Below are 26,526 nucleotides of genomic sequence, written 5' to 3' on the forward strand. Positions count from 1 at the left end.
TCCCGTAGGACTTTCTCCCGGCGGATTTCTTCCTTACGCCCTAGATAGACGTCTATTACTCAGAAAAGGTTCGTACTGATCCACTTTCCGATTCGGCGGATGAGTTCCGGGGTCGCCGCGGACTCCGCGTGACCGTAGCCGCGCTCGATCCAGAGCTTCTTGGGCTCGCGGGCGCCCTCGTAGAGCTGGTGCGCGTGCTCCAGCGGGAAGAACCCGTCGGCGTCGCCGTGGACGATCAGCAGCGGCGTCGGAGAGATCAGCGCGGCGGCCTCGTGGGGCGGCACCGGGATCGGGTCCCACTCGCCGCGAGCGATCTTGGTGCGCTTGGCCACCCTGGCCGCCCACCTGCCGATCGGCCGCTCGATGGCCCAGTGCACCTGACGCATCGGCTTGGTGCCGCGGTAGTGCCAGCGGGCCGGGCCGCTCACCGACACCACCGCGTCGATGCCGCCGAGCAGTCCCGCGTGGCGTACGGCCACGGCGGCGCCCATGGAGAAGCCGACCACGGCGACCTTGGAATAGCCGATCACCCGCGCGTGCCGTACGGCGGCGTCGACATCGAGGATCTCCTTGTCACCCACGGTCGACTCACCACCGGAACGGCCGTGCCCCCGGAAGTCGAACGCGACCACGCCGCCGTAGCCGCTCAGCACGTGCGCGATGCGCCGCGTGGCCGGGTCGCGCCATGAGCCGGTGAACCCGTGCGCCACCACGATGCCGAGGCCGGAGCGGGTGGACGGGGTGTGCGCGGCGTCGATGCGGACGCCGTCCTCGGTGCGGAGCATGACCGGGAAGTTTGGAGCGAGCGCCATGTTTCCGAGCTTATGGTCACCGGTTGCCGAGGCCATGTTCGGCCGCCCATACGGCGCTCATGGTCACCGGTTGTCGAGGCCGTGCTCGGCCGCCCATACCGCGATCTGGGCGCGCGAGCCGAAGCCCAGCTTCTCCATGATGTTGGCCACGTGCCTGGCCACCGTGGCCGGACTGATCACCAGTTGCGCCGCGACGGCCCGGTTGCTCAGGCCCTCGGTGAGCAGCCCGGCGATCTCCCGCTCGCGCGCCGTCAGCGTCGCGTAGCGCGGCTCGCGGGCGGCCGGGCCCGACGAGGACACGAACAGCGTGGCGGGCAGGGACGGGAGCAGGGCGGCGGGCTCGTGCACGTCTCCGGCGTCGGCCTTCTGGTCGAGGATCCGCCGGGCCACCGCGCCGGGATCCTGCGCGATGCCGCTGGCCCAGAGCAGCGCCACCCGGCCCTCGCCGAGCTTGTCGCGGGCGAGCGAGAGCAGCTCCTGGGTGCGGGCCGGGGCGTCGTGCTGGCCGATCGACTCGCGCAGCGCGCTCGCCGCCGCGGCCGCGACGACCGCCCCGTCGAGATCGCCCTCGGCCTGCGCCAGTACGGACAGGGCGACCAGCGCGCGGACGACGCCGCTGCGCCGACCGGTCTGCGTGCTCAGCACCAGGCTGGCGGCCAGGCTGCGCCGGGCGGCGGGGAAGTCGTGCAGTCTGGCCGCCACCCTGCCGACCTTGGCCTGGCAGCGGGCCAGCTCGACCCGGTTGTCGAGCTCCTCGAGGATGGGCAGCGCGGCCGTGTGGTGCCGCATGGCGGCCGCCAGGTCGCCCCTGGCCTCGGCCACCGCGCCCAGGTGGGTCAGGGCCCTGGCCAGGGTCCAGTGGTGGCCGGTCTCCATGGCCAGGGCCAGCGCCTCCTCGCCGAACCGCTGCGCCTGACGCGGTTGTCCCTGGAAGAGCGCCAGGTTGAGCCGGGCGATGCGGGCGGTCGTCAGGTTGAACAGGTCGTCGTGCTCGGCGGCCGCCACTTCGAGCTCGCGCAGGTGGCGCAGGGCCATGCCGGTCTGGCCGGTGCGGAAGAAGACGGTCAGGGCCACGCCGTAGGTGACGCCGAGCCAGTGCGTATAGGGGTGGCGCCGCTGCTCCTCGATGCTCTCCTCGATGAGCGCCGCGGCCCGGTCGAGTTCGTCGCGCGTCTCGAGCCCGTAGGCGAGGCCGCCCTTGGCCACGCCGATCAGCTGGTCGGGCACGCCCGACAGGTCGAGGCCGAGCAGCCGTTCGTACCAGCCGACGCTCTCCCGCAGATCGCCGCGCACCGCGAGGATGGTCAGCGCCGCGTGGGCCAGGCGCAGCCCCAGCTCGGCACCACCGGACTCGACGGCCCAGTCGATCGCCGCCCGGCAGTCGTCGAGCAGGCGGCGCCCCCTGGCGAAGTGGACGGCGCGGGCCGGCCACGACAACCGGCGGTGGAGCGAACCGGCCTCGTTGCAGCGCTCCATCTCGGCGCAGATCACCTTGAGGTGGCCGCCGCGCAGCCGCGCTTCCTCGCCCGCCTCGCACAATCGCTCGGCGGCGTAGTGCCTGATGGTGTCCAGCAGGTGGTAGCGGCCGCCGTCGCCGTGGTGGAGCACCAGCGACTTGTCGACCAGGCCGCTGAGCACGTCGAGCACCTCGCCGCGGCGCAGCAGGTCGCCGTCGGCGCACACCTGCTCGGCCAGGTCGAGATCGAAGCGCCCGGCGAACACCGACAGCCGCCGCAGCAGCACCCGCTCCTTACGGGCGAGCAGGTCGTGACTCCACTCGACCGTGGCCAGCAGCGTGCGCTGGCGGGCGTGGGCGGTTCGGTCACCGGTGGTCAGCAGCTTGAACCGGTCGCCGATCCGGTCGGCGATGCGCCCCGGGCTGAGCAGGCTGCTGCGGGCCGCGGCCAGCTCAAGGGCGAGCGGCAGCCCGTCGAGCGCCCGGCACAGCCGGATGACGTCGGGCATGCTGTCGGTCACGGCGCGGGCCCCGGCCGCGGCCGCCCGCTCGACGAAGAACAGCACGGACTCGGCGTCGGGATGCCGCTCGTCGGGCAGGTCGAGCGGCGGCACCCGCCAGATCAGCTCGCCGGGGATGCGCAGCGGCTCGCGGCTGGTGAGCAGGAATCTCAGCTCGGGGCAGTCGGCGAGCAGGCCGGCGACCAGTTCGGCGCACGGCTCGACGAGATGCTCGCAGTTGTCGAGCAGGAGCAGCGTCCTGGTGCCGCGCAGCCGGATCCGCAGCCCGTCGAGCAGCCGCTCGGAGCCTTCCTCGCGGACGCCGAGCACGTCGGCCATCTCCTTCACGATCAGCTCGGGGTCGCTGACGCGGGCGAGCTGGACCAGCCACACGCCGTCGGCGAAGCCGGACAGGGCGCTGGCCGCCACCCGCAGCGACAGGCGGGTCTTGCCGATGCCGCCCACTCCGCTGAGCGTGACCACGCGCTCACCGCGGACCAGCGCGCACAGCTCGGCCACGTCGCGCGCCCGTCCGACGAAACGGTTGGGTTCGGCGGGGAGGTTGTGCTGGACTTGCGGAGTCATGGCGGAGGTCCAAGTGTTGGCGGGAGGATCACACTCCCTCACAGTCTCCCTTGGTTCGCCGCCCGGTGGGATCACTTTCCGTGCAGAGTTCGCGACTGACCGGATACGAATGTAGCTCCGCGACGCTCACCACCATGCGTACGGGTGACTCTCTCGCCGCGTTCATCGCCCGCGGCAGGTCAGAGATCATCAGGCGGGCCCGGCTGGCCATGATCCGATCCCGCAGTTTGCCCTCGTCGAGCTCCGGTGGAACCGGCCAGACGATCCCGCCGGCGGCTATCACCGCGTCGGTGGCCACCAGCAGGTCGGGACCGACGGTCAGGCAGATGAGCACCGTGTCGCCCGCGCGCACGCCCCGGCGTCGCAGCTGGACGGTCGCGGCGGCCGACCTCTCGTCCAGCTCCCCCTCGGTGAGACACAGGCCGGTGCCAGAGTCCACCATCACGATGCGCTCCTCCATGGCGCCCACGCTATGGAGGGCATCTCATGCACACATGGGGCGGAATATGCAGATCGCTATGCAGAACCGCGCGGCTGCTCGGCCGCCCACACCGCGATCTGAGCGCGCGAGGTGTAGCCGAGCTTCTCCATGATGTTGGCGATGTGCCTGGCCACGGTCGCGGGGCTGATGACGAGCTCCTCGGCGATGGCCCGGTTGGACAGGCCCCTGGTCAGCAGGGCCGCGATCTCCTGCTCCCGGGCGGTCAGCAGCGAGTGCCTGACGGGCTCGGTCGCCACCGGACCGGCCGGGACCGGCCGCTCGCCCGCGAGGACCTGGCGGGCGGCGTCGTCGGGGCTCATCGTCCTGCCCCGCGACCAGAGCGTCGCGGTGCGGCCCTCGCCGAGCTTGGCGCGGGCGCGGGTGAGCAGCTCCTCGATGCGGATCGTGGCGGAGTGCTGGCCCATCGACTCGCGCAGCGCGGTGGCCGAGGCGGCGGCAAGTACGGAGCTCTCCAGGTCCCCTTCGGTCTCCGCCAGCACCGAAAGGCTCACCAGGCAGCGGGCCACGCTCTGGCGCTGCCCGGTCAGCCTGCTCAGCTTCAGGCTCGCGGCCAGCCGCTCCCTGGCCACCTCGAACTCGTGCAGCAGCGCCGCGACCCGGCCGATCCTGGCCAGGCAGCGGGCCAGCTCGATGGTGCCATTGAGCTCCTCCAGCCACGGGACCGCCAGCTCGTACTGGGCCATCGCCTTCACCAGGTCGCCGCGCGCCTCGGCGACCGCGCCGAGCTGGGTCGCGGTCCTGGCCAGCAGCCAGCGGTGCCCGTGCTGGCGGGCCTTGGCCAGGGCTTCCTCGCCGTGACACTGGGCCTCGCGCAGCCGGCCGCGGGTGAGCGCGACCGCCGACAGCCCGGCCAGCCCGGCCGCCTGGTTCCACTGGTCGCCGGAGGCGGTGGCCAGGGCCAGGCCGGTCTCGGCGTGGTGCAGCGCCTCGTCACCTCGTCCCATGCGCAACAGCACCACGACCGTCAGGCTGTGCATGACACAGCTGGGGAAGACGTTGTCGGCGCCCAGGCCCGCCAGGCTCGCCATGGCGTACTCCAGCGAGCGGGCCAGCTCGTCGCGACCCTCCAGCCCATAGGCCAGGTACGCGTGGGCATGCGCGATCTGCTCGTCGGACACCTGGGTCAGGTCGAGGGCCAGCAGCCGCTCGACCCAGCCGACGATCTCGGCCGGATTGGCGCTGCTGACCGGGAGCAGGCTGGTGCTGTAGGCGCACAGGCGCAGGCCCAGCGGCGCGTTGCCGGACTCGATCGCCCAGTCGAGCGCGGCCCGCTGGTCGTCCACCAGGCTCCGGCTGGCCTCCAGCGCGGCCAGCCGCACCGGCCACGGCAGGTCGGGCTCGACCATCTCGGTGCCGAAGTGGCGCAGCTGGAGCTCGCACAGCACCTCCAGGTGCCGATCGCGCAGCACCTCGCGCTCGGCCGCCTCCGCCAGCCGCTCGGCCGCGTAGTGCTTGATGGTCTCCAGCAGCCGGTAGCGCCTGCGCTCCTCGTCGCACAGCACGAGAGACTTGTCGACCAGGGCGCCGAGCAGGTCGACGATCTCCGTCTCGGAGATGGGCCGGTCGGCGCAGATCTGCTCGGCGAGTTCGAGGTCGAAGGACCCGGCGAACACCGACAGCCTGCGCAGGAGCACCTGTTCCTTGGCCGACAGCAGGTCGTAGCTCCATTCGACCGCGGCCAGCAGCGTGCGCTGCCTGGGCGGAGCCGTACGGCCGCCGGTGGTCAGCAGCGAGAAGCGGCCGTCGATCCGATCGACGATCTGCCCGGGACTGAGCAGGCTGGTGCGGGCCGCGGCCAGCTCCAGCGCGAGCGGCAGTCCGTCGAGCGCCCGGCACAGCCGTACGACATCGTCCAGGCTCGCCGGGCTCAGCCTGGTGCCCGCGGCGGTGGCGCGGTCGACGAAGAGGAGCACGGACTCGGCGTCGGGATGCCGCTCGTCGGGCAGGTCGAGCGGCGGCACCCGCCAGACCAGCTCACTGGCGATGCGCAGCGGCTCGCGGCTGGTGGCCAGGATGCCGAGGCCCCGGCACGCCGCGATGAGCTCGGCGGCCACTTCCGCGCACTGGTCGACCAGGTGCTCGCAGTTGTCCAGCAGCAGCAGGGCGGGCGTGTCACGCAGACGGGCCGCCACCGTGTCGAGCAGCGGGCGGGTGCCTTCCTCGTGGATGCCGACGGCCCGGCCGATCGCCTGCAGGATCAGCTCGCCCCGGGTGAGCCTGGCCAGCTCGACCAGCCACACGCCGCCCGGATAGGAGGGCACCAGACGCGCGGCGACCCGCAGCGCCAGGCGGGTCTTGCCGATGCCGCCGACCCCGCACAACGTGACCACGCGCGTCTCACCCAGCAGCCCGCACAGGTCGTCGACGTCGCGCTCGCGACCGACGAACCTGTTGGGCTCGGCCGGAAGATTGTGCCTGGGGGGCTCGGACATTGTGGTTACCCTGCGTCGCGGAAGGATCACACTCTCCCACAGTGTCGCACTTTTCACCGGCTGAGCGAGCTGACGACGGCCCTTTCGTCCACAACGCGCAATGTCGGATCGCCGAGCAGGCGTCTGACCACCTCGTTCGGCGCGATCACCAGGGTGGCCGCGTGCACGTGCGCGAGCACGCGGCAGCCGATCAGGCTCGGCTCGTGCGCGATGACCACGTGGGCGCCCGACATCAACGCCAGATCGAGCACCCGCAGCCCCTTGAGCGGATCGCTGACCGCGGCGAGCACGACGTCGTCCTCGTTGACCAGCAGCCGGGACGACAGACTGCGCAGGTCCGACGCCAGCTCGTCGTGGTCGTAGACGTATTCGCCGCCGACGCTCAGCGCGGGGCCGGCCAGCGGCCCGAACTGGACCGAACGCTCACCCAGCAGGTCGCTGAACGGGAGCTCCCCCGGCGTCGGCTCGAAGGTGAAGACCTTCTGAACATCCACCGCGAGCGGGTCGTAGCCGCGCTGGGCGATCATCATGCGGGCGGTCCCGGAGTCTCCGAGCACCGCCACTCCCCCGGACCAGGCGACGGAGTGGACGGCGATGGCGAATCCCACCCCGAGCGGCATGTCGACGATCACGCGGTCGCCGTAGCGCAGACCGTGACGGCGCAGCCCCGCCGCCGCGTGCGTGACCTTCCGCGCGAACGCGTTGTAGGACAGCACCTCGCCGGTTCTGACGTCACTGACCGCGGGCTGGTCGCCCTGTACGGGAGAGGCGCCCAGCACCAGCTCTGTCCAGGTCATGCCGCCAATGTAGGCATCCGGCACCGGCCGGGACATGCGTAGAAATGTGCAACCCGCTATGTACGTCCGGTGCCCGGCGAGCCGCCCATAGTCTTGATCCATGCAGGACGACTCCGGCGAGCCGACCACGGCTGGGCGCATCCTCGACGCGGCCTACGCGCGGATGCTGGAGCACGGCCTGCGCCGCCTGACCGTCGACGACGTCGCCCGGCAGGCGGGCCTGTCGCGGATCACCGTCTACCGGCGCTTCGCCCGCAGGAGCGACCTGATCCAGGGCGTGATGCTGCGCGAGCTCCACCGGTTCCTGCGGGCGTTCGAGCAGGAGGTCGGGCCGCTGCCGACCATGGCCGACCGGGTGACGGAGGGGTTCGCGGTCACGCTGCGCCTGGTGCGGGGGCATCCGCTGCTGAGCAGGCTGCTGGCGACCGAGCCCGACATGATCCTGCCGCACCTTACTGTGCAGGCGGGCCCCTACCTCGCGGCCGCCAGGGCGTATCTCGCCGGCCATCTCAATGCCTCAGACGCCCCGGACGCCGAGGCAGTGGCCGAGATGTTCATCCGCATCGCGCTGTCGTTCGTGCTCACTCCGGACAGTGCGATTCCGCTGGACAGCGACGACGAAGCCCGTGCCTACGCCAGGCGGCATCTCGTCCCGCTCCTGCCATCAGAGGGGATCAACTAGACTTATAAGGCCGCGACTTCGCGTGGCCGACCCCACGATCACAGAGCGAGACGTCATCATGCCTTTGAACAGCCGCGACGACCTGCGGAACATCGCGATCATCGCGCACGTCGACCATGGCAAGACCACGTTGGTCGACGCCATGCTCTGGCAGTCCGGGGCGTTCCGCGCCAACCAGGATGTCGACGACCGCGTCATGGACTCCAACGACCTCGAGCGCGAGAAGGGCATCACCATTCTCGCGAAGAACACCGCCGTGAGTCACGGCGGCATGACCCTCAACATCATCGACACCCCTGGCCACGCCGACTTCGGCGGCGAGGTCGAGCGCGGCCTGTCGATGGTCGACGGCGTCGTGCTGCTGGTCGACGCGTCGGAGGGGCCGCTGCCGCAGACCCGCTTCGTGCTGCGCAAGGCGTTCGGCGCCAAGATGCCGGTCATCCTCTGCATCAACAAGGTCGACCGGCCCGACGCGCGCATCAAGGAGGTCGTGGACGAGGTCTACGAGCTCTTCATGGACCTCGACGCGACCGAGGAGCAGATCGACTTCCCGATCGTCTACGCCTCCGCCAAGGCGGGCCGCGCCTCCCTGAACCGTCCCGAGGACGGCGGCATGCCGGACGCCGAGGACCTGGAGCCGCTCTTCGACATCATCAAGTCGACGATCCCGGCGCCCACCTACGACCCCAGCGCCCCGCTGCAGGCGCACGTCACCAACCTCGACGCCTCCTCCTACCTGGGCCGCATCGCGCTCTGCCGGGTGCACCAGGGTGTGCTGCGCAAGGGCCAGCAGGTGGCCTGGTGCCGTACCGACGGCACGATCCAGCGGGTGAAGATCACCGAGCTGCTCATGACCGAGGCCCTGGAGCGCAAGCCGGCCGAGGAGGCCGGTCCCGGCGACATCATCGCGATCGCCGGCATTCCCGAGATCATGATCGGTGAGACGCTGGCCGACCCCGAGGACCCGCGCCCGCTGCCCCTCATCACGGTCGACGAGCCCGCCATCTCGATGACCATCGGCACCAACACCTCGCCGCTGGTCGGCAAGTCCAAGGGCTCGAAGGTCACCGCCCGCATGGTCAAGGACCGGCTGGAGAAGGAGCTCGTCGGCAACGTGTCGCTGCGCGTGCTCCCCACCGACCGGCCCGACGCCTGGGAGGTGCAGGGCCGCGGCGAGCTGGCGCTGGCCATCCTGGTCGAGCAGATGCGCCGCGAGGGCTACGAGCTGACCGTTGGCAAGCCGCAGGTGGTCACCAAGATCATCGACGGCAAGGTGCACGAGCCGGTCGAGCGCCTCACGGTCGACTGCCCGGAGGAATACCTGGGCGCGATCACGCAGCTGCTCGCCGTCCGCAAGGGCCGCATGGAGCACATGACCAACCACGGCACCGGCTGGATCCGGATGGAGTTCGTGGTGCCGGCGCGTGGCCTGATCGGCTTCCGCACCGAGTTCCTCACCGAGACGCGCGGCACCGGCCTGGTGCACCATGTCTTCGACTCCTACGAGCCGTGGTTCGGCGAGCTGCGCACCCGCAACAACGGCTCCCTGGTGGCCGACCGCTCCGGTCCCGTGACCGCCTTCGCCATGCTCAACCTCCAGGAGCGCGGCACGCTGTTCGTGTCGCCGACCACCGAGGTCTACGAGGGCATGATCATCGGCGAGAACTCCCGGTCCGACGACATGGACGTCAACATCACCAAGGAGAAGAAGCTCACCAACATGCGCTCCTCCACCAGCGAGGAGACCGAGAAGGTGATCCCGCCGCGCAACCTGTCGCTGGAGCAGGCGCTGGAGTTCATCCGCGAGGACGAGTGCGTGGAGATCACCCCTGACCACGTGCGCATCCGCAAGGTGGTCCTCGACGCCTCCACGCGTGGCCGCTCCGCGGCTCGCGCCAAGCGCGCCTGATTCAGGCACTCACCGACCACACCTGACTTCTTCCTGACATTCGGTAGAAGTCAGGTGTGACCACACCGTGACCGGAGTGGCGAGAACAACTCCCTCCGTGAGTGAATCATCCACTTGTGGGGAAGCTCCGGATGTTCATCGCGTTCGGGCTCGCGATGGTCTCGGCGGGAGCGATCGTCTGGTGCACGGTGGCGGCCAGGCCCGTGCCGCTGTCCACGCGGTCCGCGGGTCCCACTGTGCCCGAACCATGGGAGCTGGAGGACCGGGGCGACCCGCAGGTGAAGCTCGCCCGGCAGGCGACGACCGAGGTCGTGGTGACCAGGGCCCTCCCGGGTGACCTGAGCGCTGTGCCCCAGGGGCGGCTCGACGAGCGGCAGCGCCAGGTGAAGGTGACCATCACGCACCGGCTGCGCATGAACCGGGCCGACCCCCTGGTCGAGACGCTGCGGCAGGGCGGCAGCTTCCCCGGCGGCATCCAGCAATTCACCGACGACGGGTTCGGGGCCATCAAGGTGGGTGGCGACTGGCTGGCCCCGACCACACGGCCGGCGCCGATCCTCACCACAACCGGCGGGCTGACCACGGCCGAGTTCCGGGTGACGTTGCTGCGGCAGTTCGAGCCCAGCGATCTGATGACGCTCGACTTCACCGCCCCCAGCGCCAAGCCGCTCATCGTGAGCCAGCGGACGATCAGCCTGCTGCCGGGCGACTGGACCGTGCTGCAGGCCCAAGGGCTCGATCCCGAGCGGGAGGAGTCGGAGCGTCTGCAATTCACCGTCGGGTCGTACCTGGTGAAGGTGACGCTGGCCCAGGACTCCTACGGGTTCCCGGACGCGGAGGAGACCGACGACTTCTCGTGGACGGCCGGGCTCGGCGTGCTCACCGCGATCGCGCTGGCCGCCTTCCTGGCCCGCTCGCTCGGCCTGGCCTGGTGGAACCGGCAGCCCAACCGCGAACTCCTCCTGGGGATCGCCCTGATCACGCCCCTGGTGCTGCTCCCGCTCCTGGCGCCGGACTGGCGGCCCGTGGCGTACGTGGCCCTGTTCCTCGCGCTGCCGGCGCTCACGGCGCGGCACGCGAGCCGGGTCCTGCCGACCAGCCCGCCGTGGACCACCCGCGACATGCTCGTGGTCACCGGGCTCGCCTGCCTCGTCGGCCTCGGCATGCTGTCCTGGTCGTGGCTGCACGAGCAGCTGCCCGCCCAGACGCTGCTGATCGGCTCCGTGGTCGCGGCCGTGACGGCCGCCGCGGCGGCGGTGGTGTTCAGCGTGGACCTGGGGGTCCGCGTGGTGATCGTACGGCTGGCGGTACTGGCGGCCGAGGCGGCGATCGGCCTGCTGGCGCTCGCCCTGTGGGGGCGGGCGCTGCTGACCGGGGTGTACCCGCCGGACAGCATCCGGCTGGTGCTGGCCCTCGGCTGGGCGGTGATCCCGGTCGCCGCCATCGCCGTGGCCACCAAGATGTGGACCCGCACCGCGGTCGTGGGCGCCGTGCTGGTGAGCCTGCTGGTGCAGGGCTGGCCGACCGAATGGCTGGACAGCGGGTCGTGGAACCTGCCCTTCGGCGGCGCGGACATGTCGAACATACCGAAGATCGGCATCCTGCCGCTCGACCCGCTCGTACGCGGAGTGCTCGGGTTACTGCTGCTGGCGTTCGCGCTGCTGGTGCTCCGGCTCCGGCGGCTCGGCGGCTCGCTGACCGCGCTCGACCACCCGGCGACGCACCCCACGGTGATCGCCTGCCTGATGGTGCTCTACCTCACCCCTCGGGGCAGCACCACGCTCACCGACGCCAACGTGGCGCTGCCGCAGCTGACGATCACCTCGATCGCCGCCTGGGTGACGGCCCGCTGGCTCCTCGTACGCCCCCACCCGGCCGTCGTCGAGCCCGCCACCGCCGAGGAGCACCGGCAGCTGGTCAGGGCCGCCCTGCACAAGCGGCTCCTGCTCATCTCCGAGCAGGAGCTCTATCGCATCGGCCGGGGCAAGCTGGGCGCCGGCGAGCTGACGATGACCGAGTTCGACACGCGGCGCCACGAACTGGAGGCCGCGCTGGAGGAGCACGGGCGGCACCCCGAGACGGCCCTGGCGACCGCCGCCGGGTGCACGCCCTGGCACAACGGCGTGTACGCGTTCGTGATCAGCCTGCTGCTGAGCCTGCCCTTCGTGCTGGTGTTCGGCTGGCCGACGGGGGCCGACCTGAGCAGCTTCGTGTTCGACTCCCGGTACCTGCTCACGCTGCCCGCCTTCGGCTTCGTGTTCGGCTACTTCTACCCGCGCGTCCGGGGCACCCAGCCGATGACCAAGGCGCTCCACCTGATGGCGGCTGCGTTGGTCACGGAGCTGTCGGCGTACCTGCCGACGCTGTTCGAGCCGGACATCGGGATGGCGGTCAAGGTGCAGGTGGTGGCCATCGTGGTGGGCGAGGTGGCGCTGGTCTGCATCGGGCTCGGACTGTACTGGGAGTGGCGCGTCATGCACCTGGCCGGGGAGCCGTGGGCGCGGGTGCGCAACATACGCAGCGTACGCAGCCTGGCCACGCCGCTGCTGGCCGTCGTCATCGCGGCGGGCACCACGGCGGCGACGTCGGCGGCGGGCCAGACCGTGGACCGCATCCTCAAGGGGGACCAGGTGTCCTCGTCGTCCGGGCCGTAGCCGCCAGGACCACGTAGCCGTCCCGGGAGAACCGGACCTCGTAGCCGCTGCCGACCAGGAGCCGTACTCGCTCCCGCTGCTCGGCCACGTTCACGAACGGGAAGGTCTTACGCCCCACGTCGGCCACGACCCACGGCGCCCCGCGTTGAGTGCGGTCCCACAGCAGCACCCTGCTCCGCCCCGACAGGGCCGGCGCCAGGTTGTTGGCCACCTCCACGAGCACCCCGTCGGGCACCACGGCGACGGCGGCGGCCGCGGCCCGCTCGCGGGCGTCGTGCCGGTAGGAGTCGGGGTCGGCGAGCCCGGCCAGGGAGAAGAACGGCACGGAGACCAGCGCGAACCCGACCACCCCCAGAGCCCAGACCCTCGTCAACCGATCCCCGCTGGGCGCGTGGCGGGCGCGTAGGCGCCGGACGCCGTCCACTCCGGCCGCGAAGACCACCACCACGACGAAGGCGTTGTAGTGGTAGCCGGCCACCCACCAGTTGGGGAACGAGCTGGCCAGCATCCGCTCGGCCAGCAGCGGCACCGCCATGATCAGCAGCGGCGACAGCGGCGCCGCCAGCAGCGTGATGCCGAGCAGCAGGGCCAGCGTGACGAGCTTGACCGGTGGGCTGCCGAACTGGGCGAGCACCGCGAGCGGATCGGTCAGGGCGGTGTGCGCGACGCCTCGCATGTCCGGCCCCAGCGCGCCGTACGCCCAGTAGTAGTCGGCCCGCCCCCCGAACAGCGGGATGAGCACCTGCGACGCCAGCCACGTGTAGGCCGCCCCGCCGGCCACGAACGCGCCGCCCAGGACCCGCCAGCCGCGCTGGGTGAGCAGGACCAGCCCGAACCCGGCGACCAGCAGCCCCATGTCCTCCTTGACGCACAGCAGCGCCAGGGCGGCCGTCACCACGCCGACCCGTTTACCGGCCTGATGGCGTTCGAGCAGCACGGCGGTGAGCAGCGGCGCGAACGCCGCCTCGTGGAAGTCGAACGCGACGGTCTCCACCACGGGCCACGAGAGCGTGTAGGCCACGGCGACGAGATGCGCGGCGCCCGGCCCCAGCGCCCGCCGCGTGAACACCCACAGCGGGACCACCGCCGCGGCCAGCAGCACCGCCTGGGCGACCAGCAGCGTCACCGGGCCGTCGAACAGCCAGTAGAGCGGGGCCAGGAGGGCGAGGATGGGCGACCAGTGATCGCCGAGGGTGGAGAAGTCCGGGCCGAAGCCGTTGTGGACGCCCTTGACGATGGCTATGGGCAGGCGGAACTGGGAGTAGGAGCGTATGGCCTGGTCGAAGATCACCAGGTCGTAGGCGCCGGCCTTGAAGTTCGCCAGTTTGGTGAGAGAAAGGGTGGTGTAGAGGGCGGCCGCCGTGGCGGTGATCGCCGCCAGCGTGACGCGATCGCGGCGCGTCCGATCCCCCGTCTCGGCGATGACCGACGCCGCGTCGTCCCCGCCCACCGTCACGCTCGGTTGACCTCCCATGGTCAGCGGCGCGGCAACTCGCTGGCGCGTACGTGGGCGCACATCCAGTCCACCAGCGGCCCGAAGGCACGCCAGGTGGCGCGGACCCGGTCGAGGACCTCGGCGGTGTGGACCCACGGCTCGGGCTCCCATCGGCGGCCCGCGTGCAGGGACCTGTGGCGCAGCAGGTCGAGGCGGGGATGGTCCTCCGCGATGCCACGGGGACGGGTCTTGAGCCGGTCGCCGCCGATGACGTAGCCCTCGGCCCGCAAGGCCGTCACCATGTCCGCCAGCGGCTTGCCCGTCAGGTCCTCGTCGACCGCGGCGCGGTAGCGGGCCACCTGGTCGGACGCCTGGGTGTAGCAGCCGCCCGCCGTGAACAGTCCGTCGGCGCCGATCTGGACGTAGAACCCGATGCCGGGCGTGAGGTCGACGAAGGCGCCCTGATGGGTCTTGTACGGTGACTTGTCCTTGGCGAAGCGGACATCACGGTAGGGGCGGAACAGCTGGGCCTGGCCGAACTCCGCCGCCAGCTCCTCGGTGAGGGCGAGCATCGGCGCGCGCACCGCGTCCTCGTAGAAGTGCTTGTGCCGGGTGAAATATGTCTTGCTGTTGTCCGCCTCGAGCCCCTCGTAGAACACGAACGCCTCGTCGGGGAAACCGGTGAAACCCATGTGGTCAAGAGTGCCACGGCCGGCCGACGGTTTGACGCGCCGCACGGCCGTACCGGCTCATCGGGCTTTGTACATTCGGGCCGTGTACGTCCGGGCCGCGTACATCCGGCCCGGCGCCGGCGTCCTGCCGTACAGCTCCGAGATCGTCACCGGCACGCAGCCCTTCTTCGCCAGCAGGTCGAGCAGGGTAGGGACCGCCTGGATGGTGCTGCGGTGGATGTCGTGCATCAGCACGATCGACCCCACTGCCGCTTTGCCCGCGCGCCTGGCCACGAGGGCGGGCACCCGGTCCTGCCAGTCCAGGGTGTCGACGCTCCACAGGACCTGCGCCAGCCCCAGGCGCCGCGCCTCGGCGGCCACCCGGCGGTTCGTCGCCCCGTACGGCGGGCGCATCACCCGCATCCGGACCCCGGTCACGTGCTCCACCAGGTCGTTCGTGTGCTTCAGCTGGAAGCGCAGGCCTCGGTCCGTCAGCCCGGTGAGCGGTGGATGGTTCCACGTGTGGTTGCCGAGCTCGTGCCCCTCGGCCACGATGCGGCGTACGAGCTGGGCGCCCCCGTGCGCGGCGACCATCTGCCCCACGACGAAGAAGGTGGCCCTGACCTTCCGGGCGCTCAGCAGGTCCAGCAGCCTTGCGGTGTAGTCGCCGGGCCCGTCGTCGAAGGTGAGCGCGACGCACTTCATGCGCCTGCAGTTGATCCTGCGGGCCGCCGGCCAGCCGGGCTGCATGGCTTCGAGCCGCCTGGCCAGCTTCTTCGGGTCGATGGGCGCCTGTGGGCGGGTCAGCTGGGGTTGGATCATCGGCCGGGTCCCGCATCCCGCCACGACGACGAGCTCCACGAAGACGAGCTCCACGAAGACGAGCAATGCCAGAGATACCGCCCAGCCCCGCATGCCGCCCCCCTGAGAGCGGGGTTTACGGATATTCCTGTACCGGGTTACCCCGCAGCTCCTTGGCCAGGTCCTCCCACCAGAGTGGGATATCGGCCTGCAGTTCGGTGTATCGACGCGCCACTCGTATGGCACATCCAACCGGATCCGTACCCAAATGCCGACGTTTCACGGGCCCTTCCTGCCAGCGGTAAAACCCGTCTCGGTAATGCACGACCAGGCCGATCCACACCGATAGGGTGGCGTCGTCGCCCACCTCGTAGGCGCTGGTGACACCGAGACCGTGCAGCTCCGCGTGGAGCTTCTCCGTCGCCGTGCGCCCTTCGGTCACGCGCCACCCCCAGCTGACGTTACGTCGCACACACCGGGATGTACCCACCATCCGGCATCAGCCGTCAAGGACATGCTGTATCGCGGATGCCCTGAAGGTTCTCCAGGGCGACGCCACGGCCGGTGCGTTCGGCTTCACGCACCACAAACTTCGAGATTTGGTGGTTGAGGTCGGTCATCATCCGGTGCTCACGCCCGGACAGACGGCGCGGCACCCGCCGCGCCGCAGAAGTCCCCTTCTTCTGCATGCGGCAGCGTTGCCGGTGCCGCCGCTCCCGCAGCGTGCGGACGTGGCCGTTGCCGGCGACCGGCAGCGTGTCCACGGCTTTGAGGTCTTCCGGCCGGCCGGTGTAGGGCACGGTGACGCGGCCGGTGGGGGTCCACAGCGACACCGCCGCCGCCGGCGCCTCAGCCTGGACCGGGGTAGGCGTGAGCCGCAACCGCACGACCATGGGCAGGCCGTGGCGTTTGGTGGCGGAGTGGCGGATCGCCATCGCGCACCTCCTGTCACAGCGCCATCACCCACCGCACATATTACCTAACGTCACCGAGCCTTTCCATGCTGTTTTCGAAAGAGGGGTGGGGCTTCCTCCCGGCCCTGCAGGACCGGGTTTCCGCGTCACCATTCAGATGAAACTCCAGAAGGTGATCCGGAGGTTGTTCGACGTTATTGGTCAGGCGCCTCTCTGGGCTCGGCGACCACCATCACCAGCCGGAGCTCCTCGGATCCCTGGTTGGCGTAGCGATGGGGTCTGTCGGCGGTGAAGAGCACGGCGGAGTCGGCCTTGATCACGTGGCTCCTGCCGTACACCGTGAGTGTCAGCTCGCCTTCCAGGACCGTCAGCATCTCGCGGGTGCCCGGCGGGTGGGCGTCGCCGTCGTGGTGCCGGCCGGGCGGCAGCCGCCAGTCCCACAGCTCGAGGATCATCGGCGTATCGGCCCCGACCAGTAGCTTCGCCTGCACCTCGCCCTGGTCGAACGTGACCACGTCGGCCTTCTCGACGATCCGCACCACCGGCACGTCGGAGACCTCCACCAGCCTGGCCACGGTCACGCCCAGCGCGGAGGCGATCCGGGTGAGCGTGGAGACGCTGGGGTTCGTCCGGGCCTGCTCGACCTGGACCAGCATGCCTCTGCTCACTCCCGATCTGGCGGCCAGCGCGTCGAGGGTGAGCCCGCGGTGCGCGCGCTGAGCGCGCACGTTGTTGGCGATGGCCTGCGTGATCGTCTCCGGATCCTCCATGCAGTGCAGTGTAGTGAAGGCGATTTGCACTGTGTTGTACTCTAATGAGTTGTACTAGCAGTGCACTCTGATGAACTGGACGGTGGAGCATGCTCACGGTGATCCTCGCGACGGCCAGCGCGGTGGTCTACGGCACGGCCGACTTCTTCGGCGGCCTGGCCACCCGCCGATCGCGGGTGTTCTCGGTCGTGGCGCTCTCGCAGCTCTCCGGCCTGGCCGTGATCCTCGTCCTGCTGCCGCTGCTTCCGGGCGTGTTCAGCGACGCGGCGCTGCTCTGGGGGCTGGGCGCGGGCGTGGCGGGCGCCGCCGGGCTGGTGCTCTTCTACCGGGCGCTCGCCGTCGGCGTCATGTCGGTGGTGGCGCCCACGACCGCGGTCACGTCTGCGGCACTCCCTGTCATGTACGGCCTGGCGACCGGCGAGCGCCCCGAGCCCGTGGCGCTGGTGGGGGTGGTGCTGGCCCTCGGCTCCGTACTCCTGGTCAGCCAGGATCGTTCCGCCGCCAAGAGCGGCTCGATCGGCTCGGTGCTCATCGCACTGGCCGCGGGCGCCGGGTTCGGCGGCTTCTTCATCCTGCTCGCCCTGGCTCCCGCCGACGGTGGGCTGTGGCCCCTGGTGGGGGCCAGACTGTCCTCGGTGGCGCTGGTGGTAGCCCTCGCGGTGGCGACGCGGCGCACGCTGAAGCCGAGCGGCCGATCGCTGCACATCATCATCGCGGCGGGCGTGCTCGACATGCTGGCCAACGTCCTGTACCTGGAGGCCAAGCAGCAGGGCCTGCTGAGCCTGGTGGCGGTGCTGGTGTCCCTCTATCCGGCGAGCACGCTGCTGCTGGCCAGGCGGGTGCTGGGCGAGCGGCTGCACGCGATCCAGGTGGCGGGCGTCGCGTGCGCGCTCGGCGCGGTGGCGCTCATCGCGGTCGCCTGACGCGGCTGCGCTTCGCCCGGGGTCTCCGCGGCCGCTTGGCACGGCTCGCGTGAGGTCTCTCCAGTCGCTTGGTGCGAGGTCGTGTGAGGTCTCTGCGCGACAGTTGCGGTCGCTTGGCGCGTCAATTCGGCCGTCCGGCGCGGTGCTGACCGCAGCCGTTGCGCAGATTGCAAGCGCTTGCTACGTTTCGGCCGTGCGCCCTGATCGGGCTCGTCCAGACCACGAGTCGTTCAAGCACGTTGCGGTGTCGTACGACTCGAATGCCGCCTTCCTGAGGCTGACCGTGCCGCGCGTGCGCGCGGCCCTCGCCCACGACAGGCGGGTCATCGTGGCGACCTCGGCGGACAAGCTCCGGCTGCTCGACGAGGCACTGGGCGACGAAGCCCGGCAGATCGACCGCAGAGACTCCCGCACCTGGTACATCCACCCGCCCCGGACCCTGGCCGCCTACCACGAGTACACCCGGGGGCGGCGCACGCTCGTCATCGGCGAGATTCCCTGGCCCGAGCGTGGCGAGCGCGCGACCCGCGAGTGGATCCGGTACGAATCGGTGCTGAACGCCGCCCTGGAGGACGCCAAAGCGGTCGCGCTGTGCCTCTACAACCCGAGAACCACCCCGGCGGCGGTGCTGGAGTATCAACCGGCGATCCATCCCCTGCTGCTGGACGCCACCGGCGAGGCGGTCAGCACGGGCTTCGTCCGGCCGCACGAGCTCGTACTGAACGGCGACCTGGAGCCGCTGCCCGCGCCGAGCGGGCGGGTGGCGACGGTCAGTTTCACGGCGCGGGAGATCAAGGGGCTCAGGCACACGGTACGCGACTACGCCAGCGCCGCGGGGATGGACGTGAACCTCATCGGCTCCCTGGTCCTCAGCGTCTCCGAGATCGCCGCGAACAGCGTCGAGCACGGCGCCGGCCACGGCATGATCAAGATGTGGGTGAGCGGAGGGGAGATGATCTGCGAGATCGCCGACCCGGGCGGCGCGCTCGATGACCCTTTACCGGGCTATATACCGCCTGAGCCCGAATCCCCTAGAGGATACGGGCTCTGGATCAGCCGACAGCTCTGCGACTACGTCGACCTACGCGCCGAGAACGGAACACTCCGCGTACGGCTCCATATGGGGTTGGACGGCTAGACGGCACCTGGGTATAGGGGTTGGGCTGCTATGCGGCGCTCTGGGCCGGCACGCGCAGGGCGCCCTCTTCGCGGGCGTAGCCCTCCAGCATGCCGCGCAGCTGGCGGCGGCCCCGGTGCAGCCGGGACATGACCGTGCCGATCGGCGTGCCCATGCGCTCGGCGATCTCCTTGTAGGCGAACCCCTCGACGTCGGCCAGGTAGACGGCGACGCGGAAGTCCTCCGGCAGGGAGCGCAGCGCGTTCATCACGACGTTGTCGGGCAGCCGTTCGATCGCCTCGGTCTCGGCCGACTTCAGGCCGGTGGAGCTGTGCGACTCGGCGGCGTGCAGCTGCCAGTCCTCGATCTCCTCGGCGGCGGCCAGCTTGGGCGAGCGCTGCTTCTTGCGGTAGTCGTTGATGAAGTTGTTGGTGAGGATCCGGTGCAGCCAGGCCTTCAGGTTGGTGCCCTCACGGAACTGGTGGTACGAGGTATACGCCTTGGCCACGGTCTCCTGGACCAGGTCCTCTGCGTCGGCGGAGTTGCGGGTCAGGCGCATGGCGGAGGCGAACAGCTGCGACGTCACGGGCACGACGTCGCGCTCGAACCAGTCTTGTCGCTGTTCATCGGTCATGGTGATCAAATCATTCCCCCTTGCGCTATCCCCCATCTCGGCCAAGCCGCTGGCCTCGGTACCAGTTTCGCAATCGGCACGTAAGGGCCGCGTTAACGGTTCCGCCAGGTCAGAGAGGTTAAAGGTCCACCTGCTCGCGGCGTGCGTCATCACGTCCACGGCGGGACCAGTCTCATTAGCATAACACTATACCCCCAATTTCGCACTTAATGTGGTCAGAGTCACATGGGATAGCGTATAGACCATGGATTTCGTGGATCGGCATGACATGGAGACGCGACTGTGGGTGACGGAGGCGATTCGTAAGGTCGAAGCCGACGCCAACCGGAGCTGTGATACGCACCTCCACGTCTTCCCGCTTCCCTCGCACTGGGGCATAAACCTCTACTTGAAAGACGAGTCAGTCCACCCCACTGGTTCACTCAAACACCGACTTGCTCGATCTCTCTTCCTGTACGGCCTGGCCAACGGCTGGATCGGGCCGGCCACCACGGTCGTGGAGGCGTCGAGCGGCTCGACGGCGGTCAGCGAGGCATATTTCGCCCGGCTCCTCGGTCTGGCCTTCATCGCGGTGATGCCCGCGTCCACGTCACCGGAGAAGATCGCGCTGATCGAGTTCTACGGCGGCAAGTGTCACCTGGTCGACGACCCCGGCACCATCTATGACGAGTCCTACCGCCTGGCGGCCGAGACCAACGGCCACTTCATGGACCAGTTCACCTACGCCGAGCGGGCCACGGACTGGCGGGGCAACAACAACATCGCCGAGTCGATCTACTCGCAGATGTCCATGGAGCCCCACCCGGAGCCCACCTGGATCGTGGTGGGCGCGGGCACCGGCGGCACCTCCTCGACGATCGGCCGCTACATCCGCTACCGCCGCCATCCCACGCGTCTCGCGGTGGCCGACCCGGAGGGCTCCGCCTTCTATCCGAGCTGGGTGTCGGGCGACACGTCCGTCACCGCGCGGGGCTCCCGCATCGAGGGCATCGGCCGGCCGAGGGTGGAGCCCTCGTTCCAGCCGATGGTCATCGACCGCATGATCACCGTTCCGGACGCCCGCTCGATCGCCGCGATGCACTGGGTCCATGAGGTGACGGGCCGCGACGTGGGCGGCTCCACCGGCACGAACATGGCCGCCTGCGTGGACCTGATCCGCGAGATGCGCCAGTCCGGCGCCCAGGGCAGCATCGTCACCCTGATCTGCGACGGGGGCGAGCGCTACCGGGGCACCTACTGCGACCAGGACTGGCTCGCCGCCCAGGGCCTGGACCTCACACCCCACCTGGCAGACCTGCGTACGTTCCTGTCCGCGGGCTGACCTGGTCACGGCCGACCAGAAAGCGGCTCCGGCCGGATCGGCTCAGGAAGCGGTTCCGGCCGGATCGACTCAGGAAGAGGCGCCGGCCGGATCGGCCCCGGAAGTGGTTCTGGCCGGCTAGGAGGGGTTCTGGCGGGCTAGGACGTGGTTCTGGCGGGATCGACGGCGAAGAGCTTCGCCACGTCGTCGAGGATCGCATGGGCGCCCTGGATGCCGACCGCGCTCATCCAGGTCAGGTCACTGACCTCGTGCTTCTCACCCTTGAGCTTCCCCCACAGCGGGTTGCCCACGAACTTCTCCTTGGGCCCCTCAGACGACGGATCCGGATATGTCGCGACAAACAGGTGATCCGCGTCCAGGTCCCCGATGCGCTCCTGGCTCACGTCCACCACGATCGCGTCCTGCTTGGTGGGCTGGCCCTCCGGGCGCGGGAAGCCGACATCCTTCATCACGACACCCGAGTAGGAGTTCTCGACGTACAGCCGCGTCGTCGGCTCACCGGCGAACCTGACGATGGAGATGGTGGGCAGCTTCCCGTCCTTCTCCTTGATCGCAGTGCCGATCTTCGTGGCGCGCTCCTCGTACGACTTGATCGTCGTATCGGCGAGCTGCTCCTGACCCAGGGCCTGCCCCATGAGCCGAATGTTGACCTTCCAGATGGCACCGGTGGTCTCGCTGAAGACGGTCGGGGCGATCTTGGACAGCTTGTCGTAGAGGGCCTCATGGCGGACCTTGGCCGAGACGATCAGGTCGGGCTTGAGCGCGATGATCTTCTCCAGGCTGGGCTGCTCCAGGGTGCCGACCGGGGTGGCCTCCTTGCCGTACTCGGCGGCGACGGAGCCCAGGTAATCGGGTAGTTTCGTGTCGATGGACCGGTATGTGGTGTAGCCGACCACCGGCGTCCGCAGCGTCAGCACCGCGTCGACGAAGCTCTGGTCCAGGGCCACCACCCGCTTGGGCTGTGCCGGGATCTTGGTCTCACCCATCGCGTGCTTGACGGTACGGAACGGCTCCGCCGGCTTCTGCGCAACCGGAGTCGAAGAACCACAGGCGGCGAGCACCGCCACGAATACGACCCCCACCAGAGCGCGCAACGGTCTCATCTGATCCCTTCCCAGCAAACGTTAGGCAACCCTAATTAAGGTTAGCCCTGCCTAACCTGGCATACTTCACCAAGGTCAGGCAAACAGGAGAGGGAGCGCCGGGAGCGAAGCGACCAGAGCGACGGAGGAAGACGGAGGAAGACGGCGGCATCGGGCGACCGAGCCCGCCGCACGGAGTGCGGCGAATAGGCAGGAAGGAAACCAGCGTGACCGTTACGGCTGTGACGCCGCGGCCGCACGGCGTTCAGCATCGGCGGCTCACCGTTCTCCTGGCTCTGCTCGGGGCCGTCGTGATCGGCGTGGTGCTGAGCATCACGATCGGCGCCAAGTCCGTACCGCCGGCCGACGCCTGGCACGCGCTCACCGCCCCGACCGGCACCGAGAACGACATCGTCATCCGCTCGCTACGCGTCCCCAGGACCGTGCTCGGCGTACTGGCCGGGTTAGCGTTGGGCGTCGCGGGCGCGCTCATGCAGGGCCACACCCGCAACCCGCTCGCCGACCCAGGGTTGCTCGGCGTGACGCAGGGGGCGGCGTTCGCGATGGTCGCCTCGATCATCCTGCTGGGCGCCTCCAGCCTGCTCGCCTACATCTGGTTCGGCCTGGCCGGCGCGCTGATCGCCAGCGTCGGCGTCTTCGCGCTCGGCATGGTCGGCGGGCGCGGCGGCCCGACGCCGGTCACGCTCGCCCTGGCGGGCACCGCCGTGAGCGCCTTCCTGTACGCGCTGACCTCGGCCATCGTGCTCCTGGACGAGCAGGCGATGGATGTCTTCAGGTTCTGGCAGGCCGGCTCCATCGCCGCCCGGGGCTCCGAGGTGGTCTGGCAGGTGCTGCCGTTCATCCTGGCCGGCCTGGTGCTGGCGATGGTCAACGCCCCGGGGCTGAACGCGCTGGCCCTGGGTGAGGACGTTGCCCGCGGCCTCGGCCAGAACATCGCCCTCACCCGCACCGTCGGTGTCGCCGCCGTCACCCTCCTCACCGGCGCCTCGGTGGCCGCCTGCGGGTCGCTGGCGTTCGTCGGGCTGATCGTGCCGCACCTGGTCCGCCCGCTGTCCGGCACCGACCATCGGTGGTTGCTGCCGTACTCCGGGCTGGTCGGCGCCGCGCTGCTGCTGCTCGCGGACGTGATCGGCCGCGTGGTCGCCCCGCCGGGCGAGCTGGAGGTCGGTGTGGTGCTCGCGCTGCTCGGCGCCCCCTTCTTCGTCGTCCTGGTCCGCCGCAGGAAGCCGGTGCGGCTGTGACGACGACCCCGCTCAGGAAGACCGGTTGGGCCGTGATGACGACGATCCCGCTGCGGGTGGCGGGCCTGTCCTGGCGGGTACGGCCGCGCGCCGTCGCCCTCACGCTCGGCGGGCTGGCGCTCCTCGGCCTGCTCATGGCCCTGAACATGCGCATCGGCGACATCCCGATGAGCCTGTCCCAGGTGCTGGGCGGCACGTTCGACGTCAACAGCGCCGAACACTTCGTGATCATGGAGCTTCGCCTGCCGCGCGCCCTGACCGGCGCCCTGGTGGGCGCGGCGCTGGCGCTGTCCGGCGCGATCATCCAGTCCATCGCGCGCAACCCGCTGGCCAGCCCCGAGATCCTCGGTGTCACCACCGGCGCCTCCGTCACGGTCGTGGCCGGGGTGGTGGCCAGCGGCAGCGCGTACGGCGGGGTCAGCGGGCTGCTCTCGACCCTCGGCATCCCCCTGCTGGCCCTGGTCGGCGGCCTGGCGGGAGCCGTGATCGTGTACGCGCTGGCCTGGCGGCGCGGGCTCGACGGCTACCGGCTGGTCCTGGTCGGCATCGGCGTGGCCGCGGTGTTCACCAACGTCAAGTACTGGCTGCTGACCATCGGCGACGTCAACGACACCGGCCGGGCCATGGTCTGGATCAGCGGGTCGCTCAATGGCCGGGGCTGGGAGCACGTGCTGCCCGTGGCGCTCGCGCTGACCGTACTCGTGCCGCTGACGCTGCTCGGCACCCGCTCGCTCGACGCGCTGCGCTTCGGCGACGACACGGTCACCGCGCTCGGCCTGCGCATGAACCCGGCGCGCGCGCTGATGATCCTCGCCGCGGTGCTCCTAGCCGCCGTCGCCACGGCCTCGGCGGGCCCGATCGCGTTCGTCGCGCTGGCCGCGCCGCAGGTCGCGCTCCGGCTGACCCGCTACGGCCAGCCGCCGCTGTTGTCGTCGGCGGTGGTCGGCGCCGTGCTGACCGCCGCGGCCGACCTGATCGCGCGTACCGTCTTCTCCCCGATCGAACTGCCCGTCGGCGTCGTGACCGCGGTCCTCGGCGCCCCGTACCTGATCCACTTGATCTGGAAGGCGCGCAAATGAGGCTCCAGGCCGTCGACGTCAAGCTCGGGTACGGCGATCGCACCATCGTCGATGGGCTCGACCTCGGCATCGAGGCGGGCACGGTCACCACGATCATCGGCCCCAACGGCTGCGGCAAATCCACCCTGCTGCGCGCGCTCGGCCGGCTGCTCCGGCCGCAGGGCGGCGAGGTGCTGCTCGACGGCAAGCGCATCGACCGGACCCCCACCCGCGAGGTGGCCAAGATCCTCGGCGTACTGCCGCAGGCGCCCACCGCGCCGGAAGGGCTGACGGTCGCCGACCTGGTCGCCAGGGGCAGGCACCCGCACCAGACCTGGTACCGGCAGTGGTCGTCGGACGACGAGTCGGCCGTGGACGAGGCACTGGCCATGACCGGCCTGGCAGACCTCGCCGAACGCCCCCTGGACGAGCTCTCAGGCGGGCAGCGTCAGCGGGCCTGGATCTCCATGGCGCTGGCTCAGGGCACCGACCTGCTGCTGCTCGACGAACCGACCACGTTCCTGGACCTGGCGCACCAGGTGGAGGTCCTGGAGCTGGTACGGCACCTGCACGGGGCGGCGGGCCGGACCATCGTCATGGTCCTGCACGACCTCAACCTGGCGGCCCGCTACACCGACCGGCTGGTGGCCATGCGGGAGGGCCGCGTGGTGGCCGCGGGCGACCCGCATGAGGTGCTGACGGAGGACCTGCTGCGGGAGGTGTTCGAACTGGACGCCAAGATCATCGCCGACCCGGTGGCGGGCACGCCACTCGTCATCCCCATCGGCACACACCGCTGAGGGCACTCACGCCTGAACCCCCTGGCGGCACGCCTCCCTGACGGCCGGTCGGCACGCAACCCGCCGCACATCCTCATATCCCGATTTACTTGGAATTGTCGTCGCCGAGAATGGCGTCCACGAACACCTCGGGATCAAAGGGCGCCAGGTCGTCTGGACCCTCGCCGAGCCCCGCCAGCTTGACCGGAACCCCCAGCTCCCGCTGGACCGAGATGACGATGCCGCCCTTGGCCGTGCCATCGAGCTTGGTCAGCGCGATGCCGGTGATGTTGACGACCTCGGCGAACACCTGAGCCTGCCGCATCCCGTTCTGGCCGGTGGTGGCATCGAGGACGAGGAGCACCTCGTCGACCGTGGCCTTCTTCTCGATGACCCGCTTGACCTTGCCCAGCTCGTCCATGAGGCCGGTCTTGGTGTGCAGGCGGCCGGCGGTGTCGATGATGACGACGTCGGCCTTCTCCTCGATGCCCTTGGCCGTAGCGTCGAAGGCGACAGAGGCGGGATCGCCGCCCTCCGGCCCGCGTACGACATCGGCGCCGACCCGATCTCCCCAGGTCTGGAGCTGGTCGGTGGCGGCGGCCCGGAACGTGTCCGCCGCGCCGAGCACGACCTTCTTGCCGTCGCCGATCAGCGCGCGAGCCAGCTTGCCCGTGGTGGTGGTCTTGCCGGTGCCGTTGACGCCGACGACGAGCACGACGGCGGGCCGCTCGCCGTGCTTCTGGACGTGCAGCGTACGGTCCAGATCGGGGTTGATCTGGGCGAGCAGCTGCTCCCGGAGCAGCTTGCGCACCTCCTCGGGGGTGCGGCTGCCGAGCACCTTGACCTTCGTCCGCAGCTCCTCGACCATGGCGCGCGTCGGCGCCACGCCGACGTCGGCGGTGATCAGACTCTCCTCGATCTCGTCCCAGACCTCGTCGTCGAGGCGGTCGCGGGACAGCAGCTCCAGCAGGCCGCGCCCGAGTGTGCTCTGCGAGCGGGCCAGCCGGGAGCGCAGCCGCACCATCCGGCCGGCGGACGGCGGCGGCACCTCGATCTCGGGCGTGACGACAGCGGGTTGCGCGGGCGGCGGGAGCGTGGTGGTCGCCCCTCCCCCCTCACCCTCCTCCGCGCTGGGCGCCGGACGCTGCTCGGGGAGCGTGGGCGCCTGGGGCATCTGGGGCGGTTCGACCGGCGGCGCGCCCTTGCCACCGGGCCTGAAGAGCAGGAAAAGGCCGCCGGCCGCCAGCAGGGCGACGACGACCACGATCACGATGACGCCGAGGTAACCATCCACAACAGGTCAGTTTTCCAGATGGACCGGCATGCTGATGACCCGCGCCGCGCGGACCGGCCCGATCGGGGCCCGGACGATCAGGCCCGACCGTCAGGACCGGACCATCGGGACCGGACCATCGGGACCGGACGACCGG

At 70.3% G+C, this 26,526-nt stretch carries 23 protein-coding genes; 9 read left to right on the forward strand and 14 right to left on the reverse strand.

Going from position 1 to position 26,526, the window contains the following annotated elements:
* Positions 1-59: 59 nt before the first annotated feature.
* The 5 genes from AB0B64_RS17545 to AB0B64_RS17565 all read right to left on the reverse strand — a co-directional run bounded on the left by AB0B64_RS17545 (position 60) and on the right by AB0B64_RS17565 (position 7,084).
* Positions 60-812, reverse strand: a complete 753-nt coding sequence (locus AB0B64_RS17545) for an alpha/beta fold hydrolase (RefSeq protein ID WP_357950511.1) — start codon at positions 810-812, stop codon at positions 60-62.
* A 63-nt stretch (positions 813-875) separates the two neighbouring features.
* A complete protein-coding gene (locus tag AB0B64_RS17550; RefSeq protein WP_358178369.1) occupies positions 876-3,353 on the reverse strand; it encodes a LuxR C-terminal-related transcriptional regulator in 2,478 nt (825 codons plus the stop codon).
* Positions 3,354-3,381: 28 nt separating this feature from the next.
* Positions 3,382-3,813 carry an AMP-binding protein gene (locus AB0B64_RS17555; protein ID WP_358178371.1) on the reverse strand — a complete coding sequence of 144 codons (432 nt, stop codon included), beginning with the start codon at positions 3,811-3,813 and terminating at the stop codon, positions 3,382-3,384.
* Positions 3,814-3,869: 56 nt separating this feature from the next.
* A complete protein-coding gene (locus tag AB0B64_RS17560; RefSeq protein ID WP_358178373.1) occupies positions 3,870-6,287 on the reverse strand; it encodes a LuxR C-terminal-related transcriptional regulator in 2,418 nt (805 codons plus the stop codon).
* Between the two features lie 53 nt (positions 6,288-6,340).
* A complete protein-coding gene (locus AB0B64_RS17565) occupies positions 6,341-7,084 on the reverse strand; it encodes an AMP-binding protein (protein ID WP_357950501.1) in 744 nt (247 codons plus the stop codon).
* 100 nt (positions 7,085-7,184) lie between these two features.
* Between AB0B64_RS17565 and AB0B64_RS17570 the strand changes: the two genes are divergently transcribed.
* From AB0B64_RS17570 to AB0B64_RS17580, 3 genes are all read left to right on the forward strand, one after another.
* Positions 7,185-7,766, forward strand: a complete 582-nt coding sequence (locus tag AB0B64_RS17570; protein ID WP_357950499.1) for a TetR/AcrR family transcriptional regulator — start codon at positions 7,185-7,187, stop codon at positions 7,764-7,766.
* 58 nt (positions 7,767-7,824) lie between these two features.
* Positions 7,825-9,675 carry a translational GTPase TypA gene (typA, locus tag AB0B64_RS17575; protein ID WP_358178374.1) on the forward strand — a complete coding sequence of 617 codons (1,851 nt, stop codon included), beginning with the start codon at positions 7,825-7,827 and terminating at the stop codon, positions 9,673-9,675.
* Between the two features lie 116 nt (positions 9,676-9,791).
* Positions 9,792-12,329 carry a hypothetical protein gene (locus tag AB0B64_RS17580; RefSeq protein WP_358178376.1) on the forward strand — a complete coding sequence of 846 codons (2,538 nt, stop codon included), beginning with the start codon at positions 9,792-9,794 and terminating at the stop codon, positions 12,327-12,329.
* Here the strand turns inward: AB0B64_RS17580 and AB0B64_RS17585 are convergent.
* The 6 genes from AB0B64_RS17585 to AB0B64_RS17610 form a co-directional block, all read right to left on the reverse strand.
* Entirely contained in the window at positions 12,292-13,785 is a 1,494-nt protein-coding gene (locus AB0B64_RS17585; RefSeq protein WP_358178378.1) for a DUF2079 domain-containing protein, read from the reverse strand. The two genes, AB0B64_RS17580 and AB0B64_RS17585, sit on opposite strands and share 38 nt — an antisense overlap.
* Before the next feature lie 20 nt (positions 13,786-13,805).
* Positions 13,806-14,456: a DUF2461 domain-containing protein gene (locus tag AB0B64_RS17590; protein ID WP_357950488.1), complete on the reverse strand. Its 651-nt coding sequence runs from the start codon at positions 14,454-14,456 to the stop codon at positions 13,806-13,808.
* A gap of 57 nt (positions 14,457-14,513) precedes the next feature.
* Positions 14,514-15,350: a polysaccharide deacetylase family protein gene (locus AB0B64_RS17595; protein ID WP_357950485.1), complete on the reverse strand. Its 837-nt coding sequence runs from the start codon at positions 15,348-15,350 to the stop codon at positions 14,514-14,516.
* Between the two features lie 22 nt (positions 15,351-15,372).
* Positions 15,373-15,678, reverse strand: coding sequence for a hypothetical protein (locus tag AB0B64_RS17600; protein WP_357950483.1), 306 nt, complete (start codon positions 15,676-15,678; stop codon positions 15,373-15,375).
* A gap of 64 nt (positions 15,679-15,742) precedes the next feature.
* Complete coding sequence (locus AB0B64_RS17605; RefSeq protein WP_358178380.1) at positions 15,743-16,171, reverse strand: hypothetical protein; 429 nt, start codon at positions 16,169-16,171, stop codon at positions 15,743-15,745.
* A 173-nt stretch (positions 16,172-16,344) separates the two neighbouring features.
* Positions 16,345-16,920 carry an XRE family transcriptional regulator gene (locus AB0B64_RS17610; protein WP_357950478.1) on the reverse strand — a complete coding sequence of 192 codons (576 nt, stop codon included), beginning with the start codon at positions 16,918-16,920 and terminating at the stop codon, positions 16,345-16,347.
* Between the two features lie 89 nt (positions 16,921-17,009).
* On the opposite strand from AB0B64_RS17610, the gene AB0B64_RS17615 reads away from it, so the two are divergent.
* Positions 17,010-17,843, forward strand: coding sequence for an EamA family transporter (locus tag AB0B64_RS17615; protein WP_358178382.1), 834 nt, complete (start codon positions 17,010-17,012; stop codon positions 17,841-17,843).
* Between the two features lie 193 nt (positions 17,844-18,036).
* Positions 18,037-18,981: a sensor histidine kinase gene (locus AB0B64_RS17620; RefSeq protein WP_358178384.1), complete on the forward strand. Its 945-nt coding sequence runs from the start codon at positions 18,037-18,039 to the stop codon at positions 18,979-18,981.
* Positions 18,982-19,009: 28 nt separating this feature from the next.
* Here AB0B64_RS17620 and AB0B64_RS17625 read toward each other — a convergent pair whose 3' ends face one another.
* Positions 19,010-19,594: a sigma-70 family RNA polymerase sigma factor gene (locus tag AB0B64_RS17625; protein ID WP_225291958.1), complete on the reverse strand. Its 585-nt coding sequence runs from the start codon at positions 19,592-19,594 to the stop codon at positions 19,010-19,012.
* A gap of 244 nt (positions 19,595-19,838) precedes the next feature.
* Between AB0B64_RS17625 and AB0B64_RS17630 the strand changes: the two genes are divergently transcribed.
* Entirely contained in the window at positions 19,839-20,915 is a 1,077-nt protein-coding gene (locus AB0B64_RS17630; protein ID WP_357950470.1) for a PLP-dependent cysteine synthase family protein, read from the forward strand.
* A 137-nt stretch (positions 20,916-21,052) separates the two neighbouring features.
* Here AB0B64_RS17630 and AB0B64_RS17635 read toward each other — a convergent pair whose 3' ends face one another.
* Positions 21,053-22,018 (reverse strand): iron-siderophore ABC transporter substrate-binding protein, encoded by a 966-nt coding sequence (locus tag AB0B64_RS17635; RefSeq protein ID WP_358178386.1) that lies wholly within the window; start codon positions 22,016-22,018, stop codon positions 21,053-21,055.
* Between the two features lie 206 nt (positions 22,019-22,224).
* On the opposite strand from AB0B64_RS17635, the gene AB0B64_RS17640 reads away from it, so the two are divergent.
* From AB0B64_RS17640 to AB0B64_RS17650, 3 genes are read left to right on the forward strand one after another with little or no spacing between them, the layout of a single operon-like run.
* Positions 22,225-23,259, forward strand: a complete 1,035-nt coding sequence (locus AB0B64_RS17640) for an iron ABC transporter permease (RefSeq protein WP_358178388.1) — start codon at positions 22,225-22,227, stop codon at positions 23,257-23,259.
* On the forward strand, positions 23,256-24,338 hold the full coding sequence (locus AB0B64_RS17645) for an iron chelate uptake ABC transporter family permease subunit (RefSeq protein ID WP_358178390.1): 1,083 nt from the start codon (positions 23,256-23,258) through the stop codon (positions 24,336-24,338). The genes AB0B64_RS17640 and AB0B64_RS17645 overlap by 4 nt, the downstream gene beginning before the upstream one ends.
* On the forward strand, positions 24,335-25,117 hold the full coding sequence (locus AB0B64_RS17650; RefSeq protein ID WP_357950460.1) for an ABC transporter ATP-binding protein: 783 nt from the start codon (positions 24,335-24,337) through the stop codon (positions 25,115-25,117). The genes AB0B64_RS17645 and AB0B64_RS17650 overlap by 4 nt, the downstream gene beginning before the upstream one ends.
* A gap of 85 nt (positions 25,118-25,202) precedes the next feature.
* On the opposite strand, the gene ftsY is transcribed toward AB0B64_RS17650, so the two are convergent.
* Positions 25,203-26,390 (reverse strand): signal recognition particle-docking protein FtsY, encoded by a 1,188-nt coding sequence (gene ftsY, locus AB0B64_RS17655; RefSeq protein WP_357950458.1) that lies wholly within the window; start codon positions 26,388-26,390, stop codon positions 25,203-25,205.
* Positions 26,391-26,526 lie beyond the last annotated feature (136 nt).

Origin of the sequence: Nonomuraea sp. NPDC049129 (genome assembly GCF_040648495.1) — a bacterium.
Taxonomy (GTDB): domain Bacteria; phylum Actinomycetota; class Actinomycetes; order Streptosporangiales; family Streptosporangiaceae; genus Nonomuraea.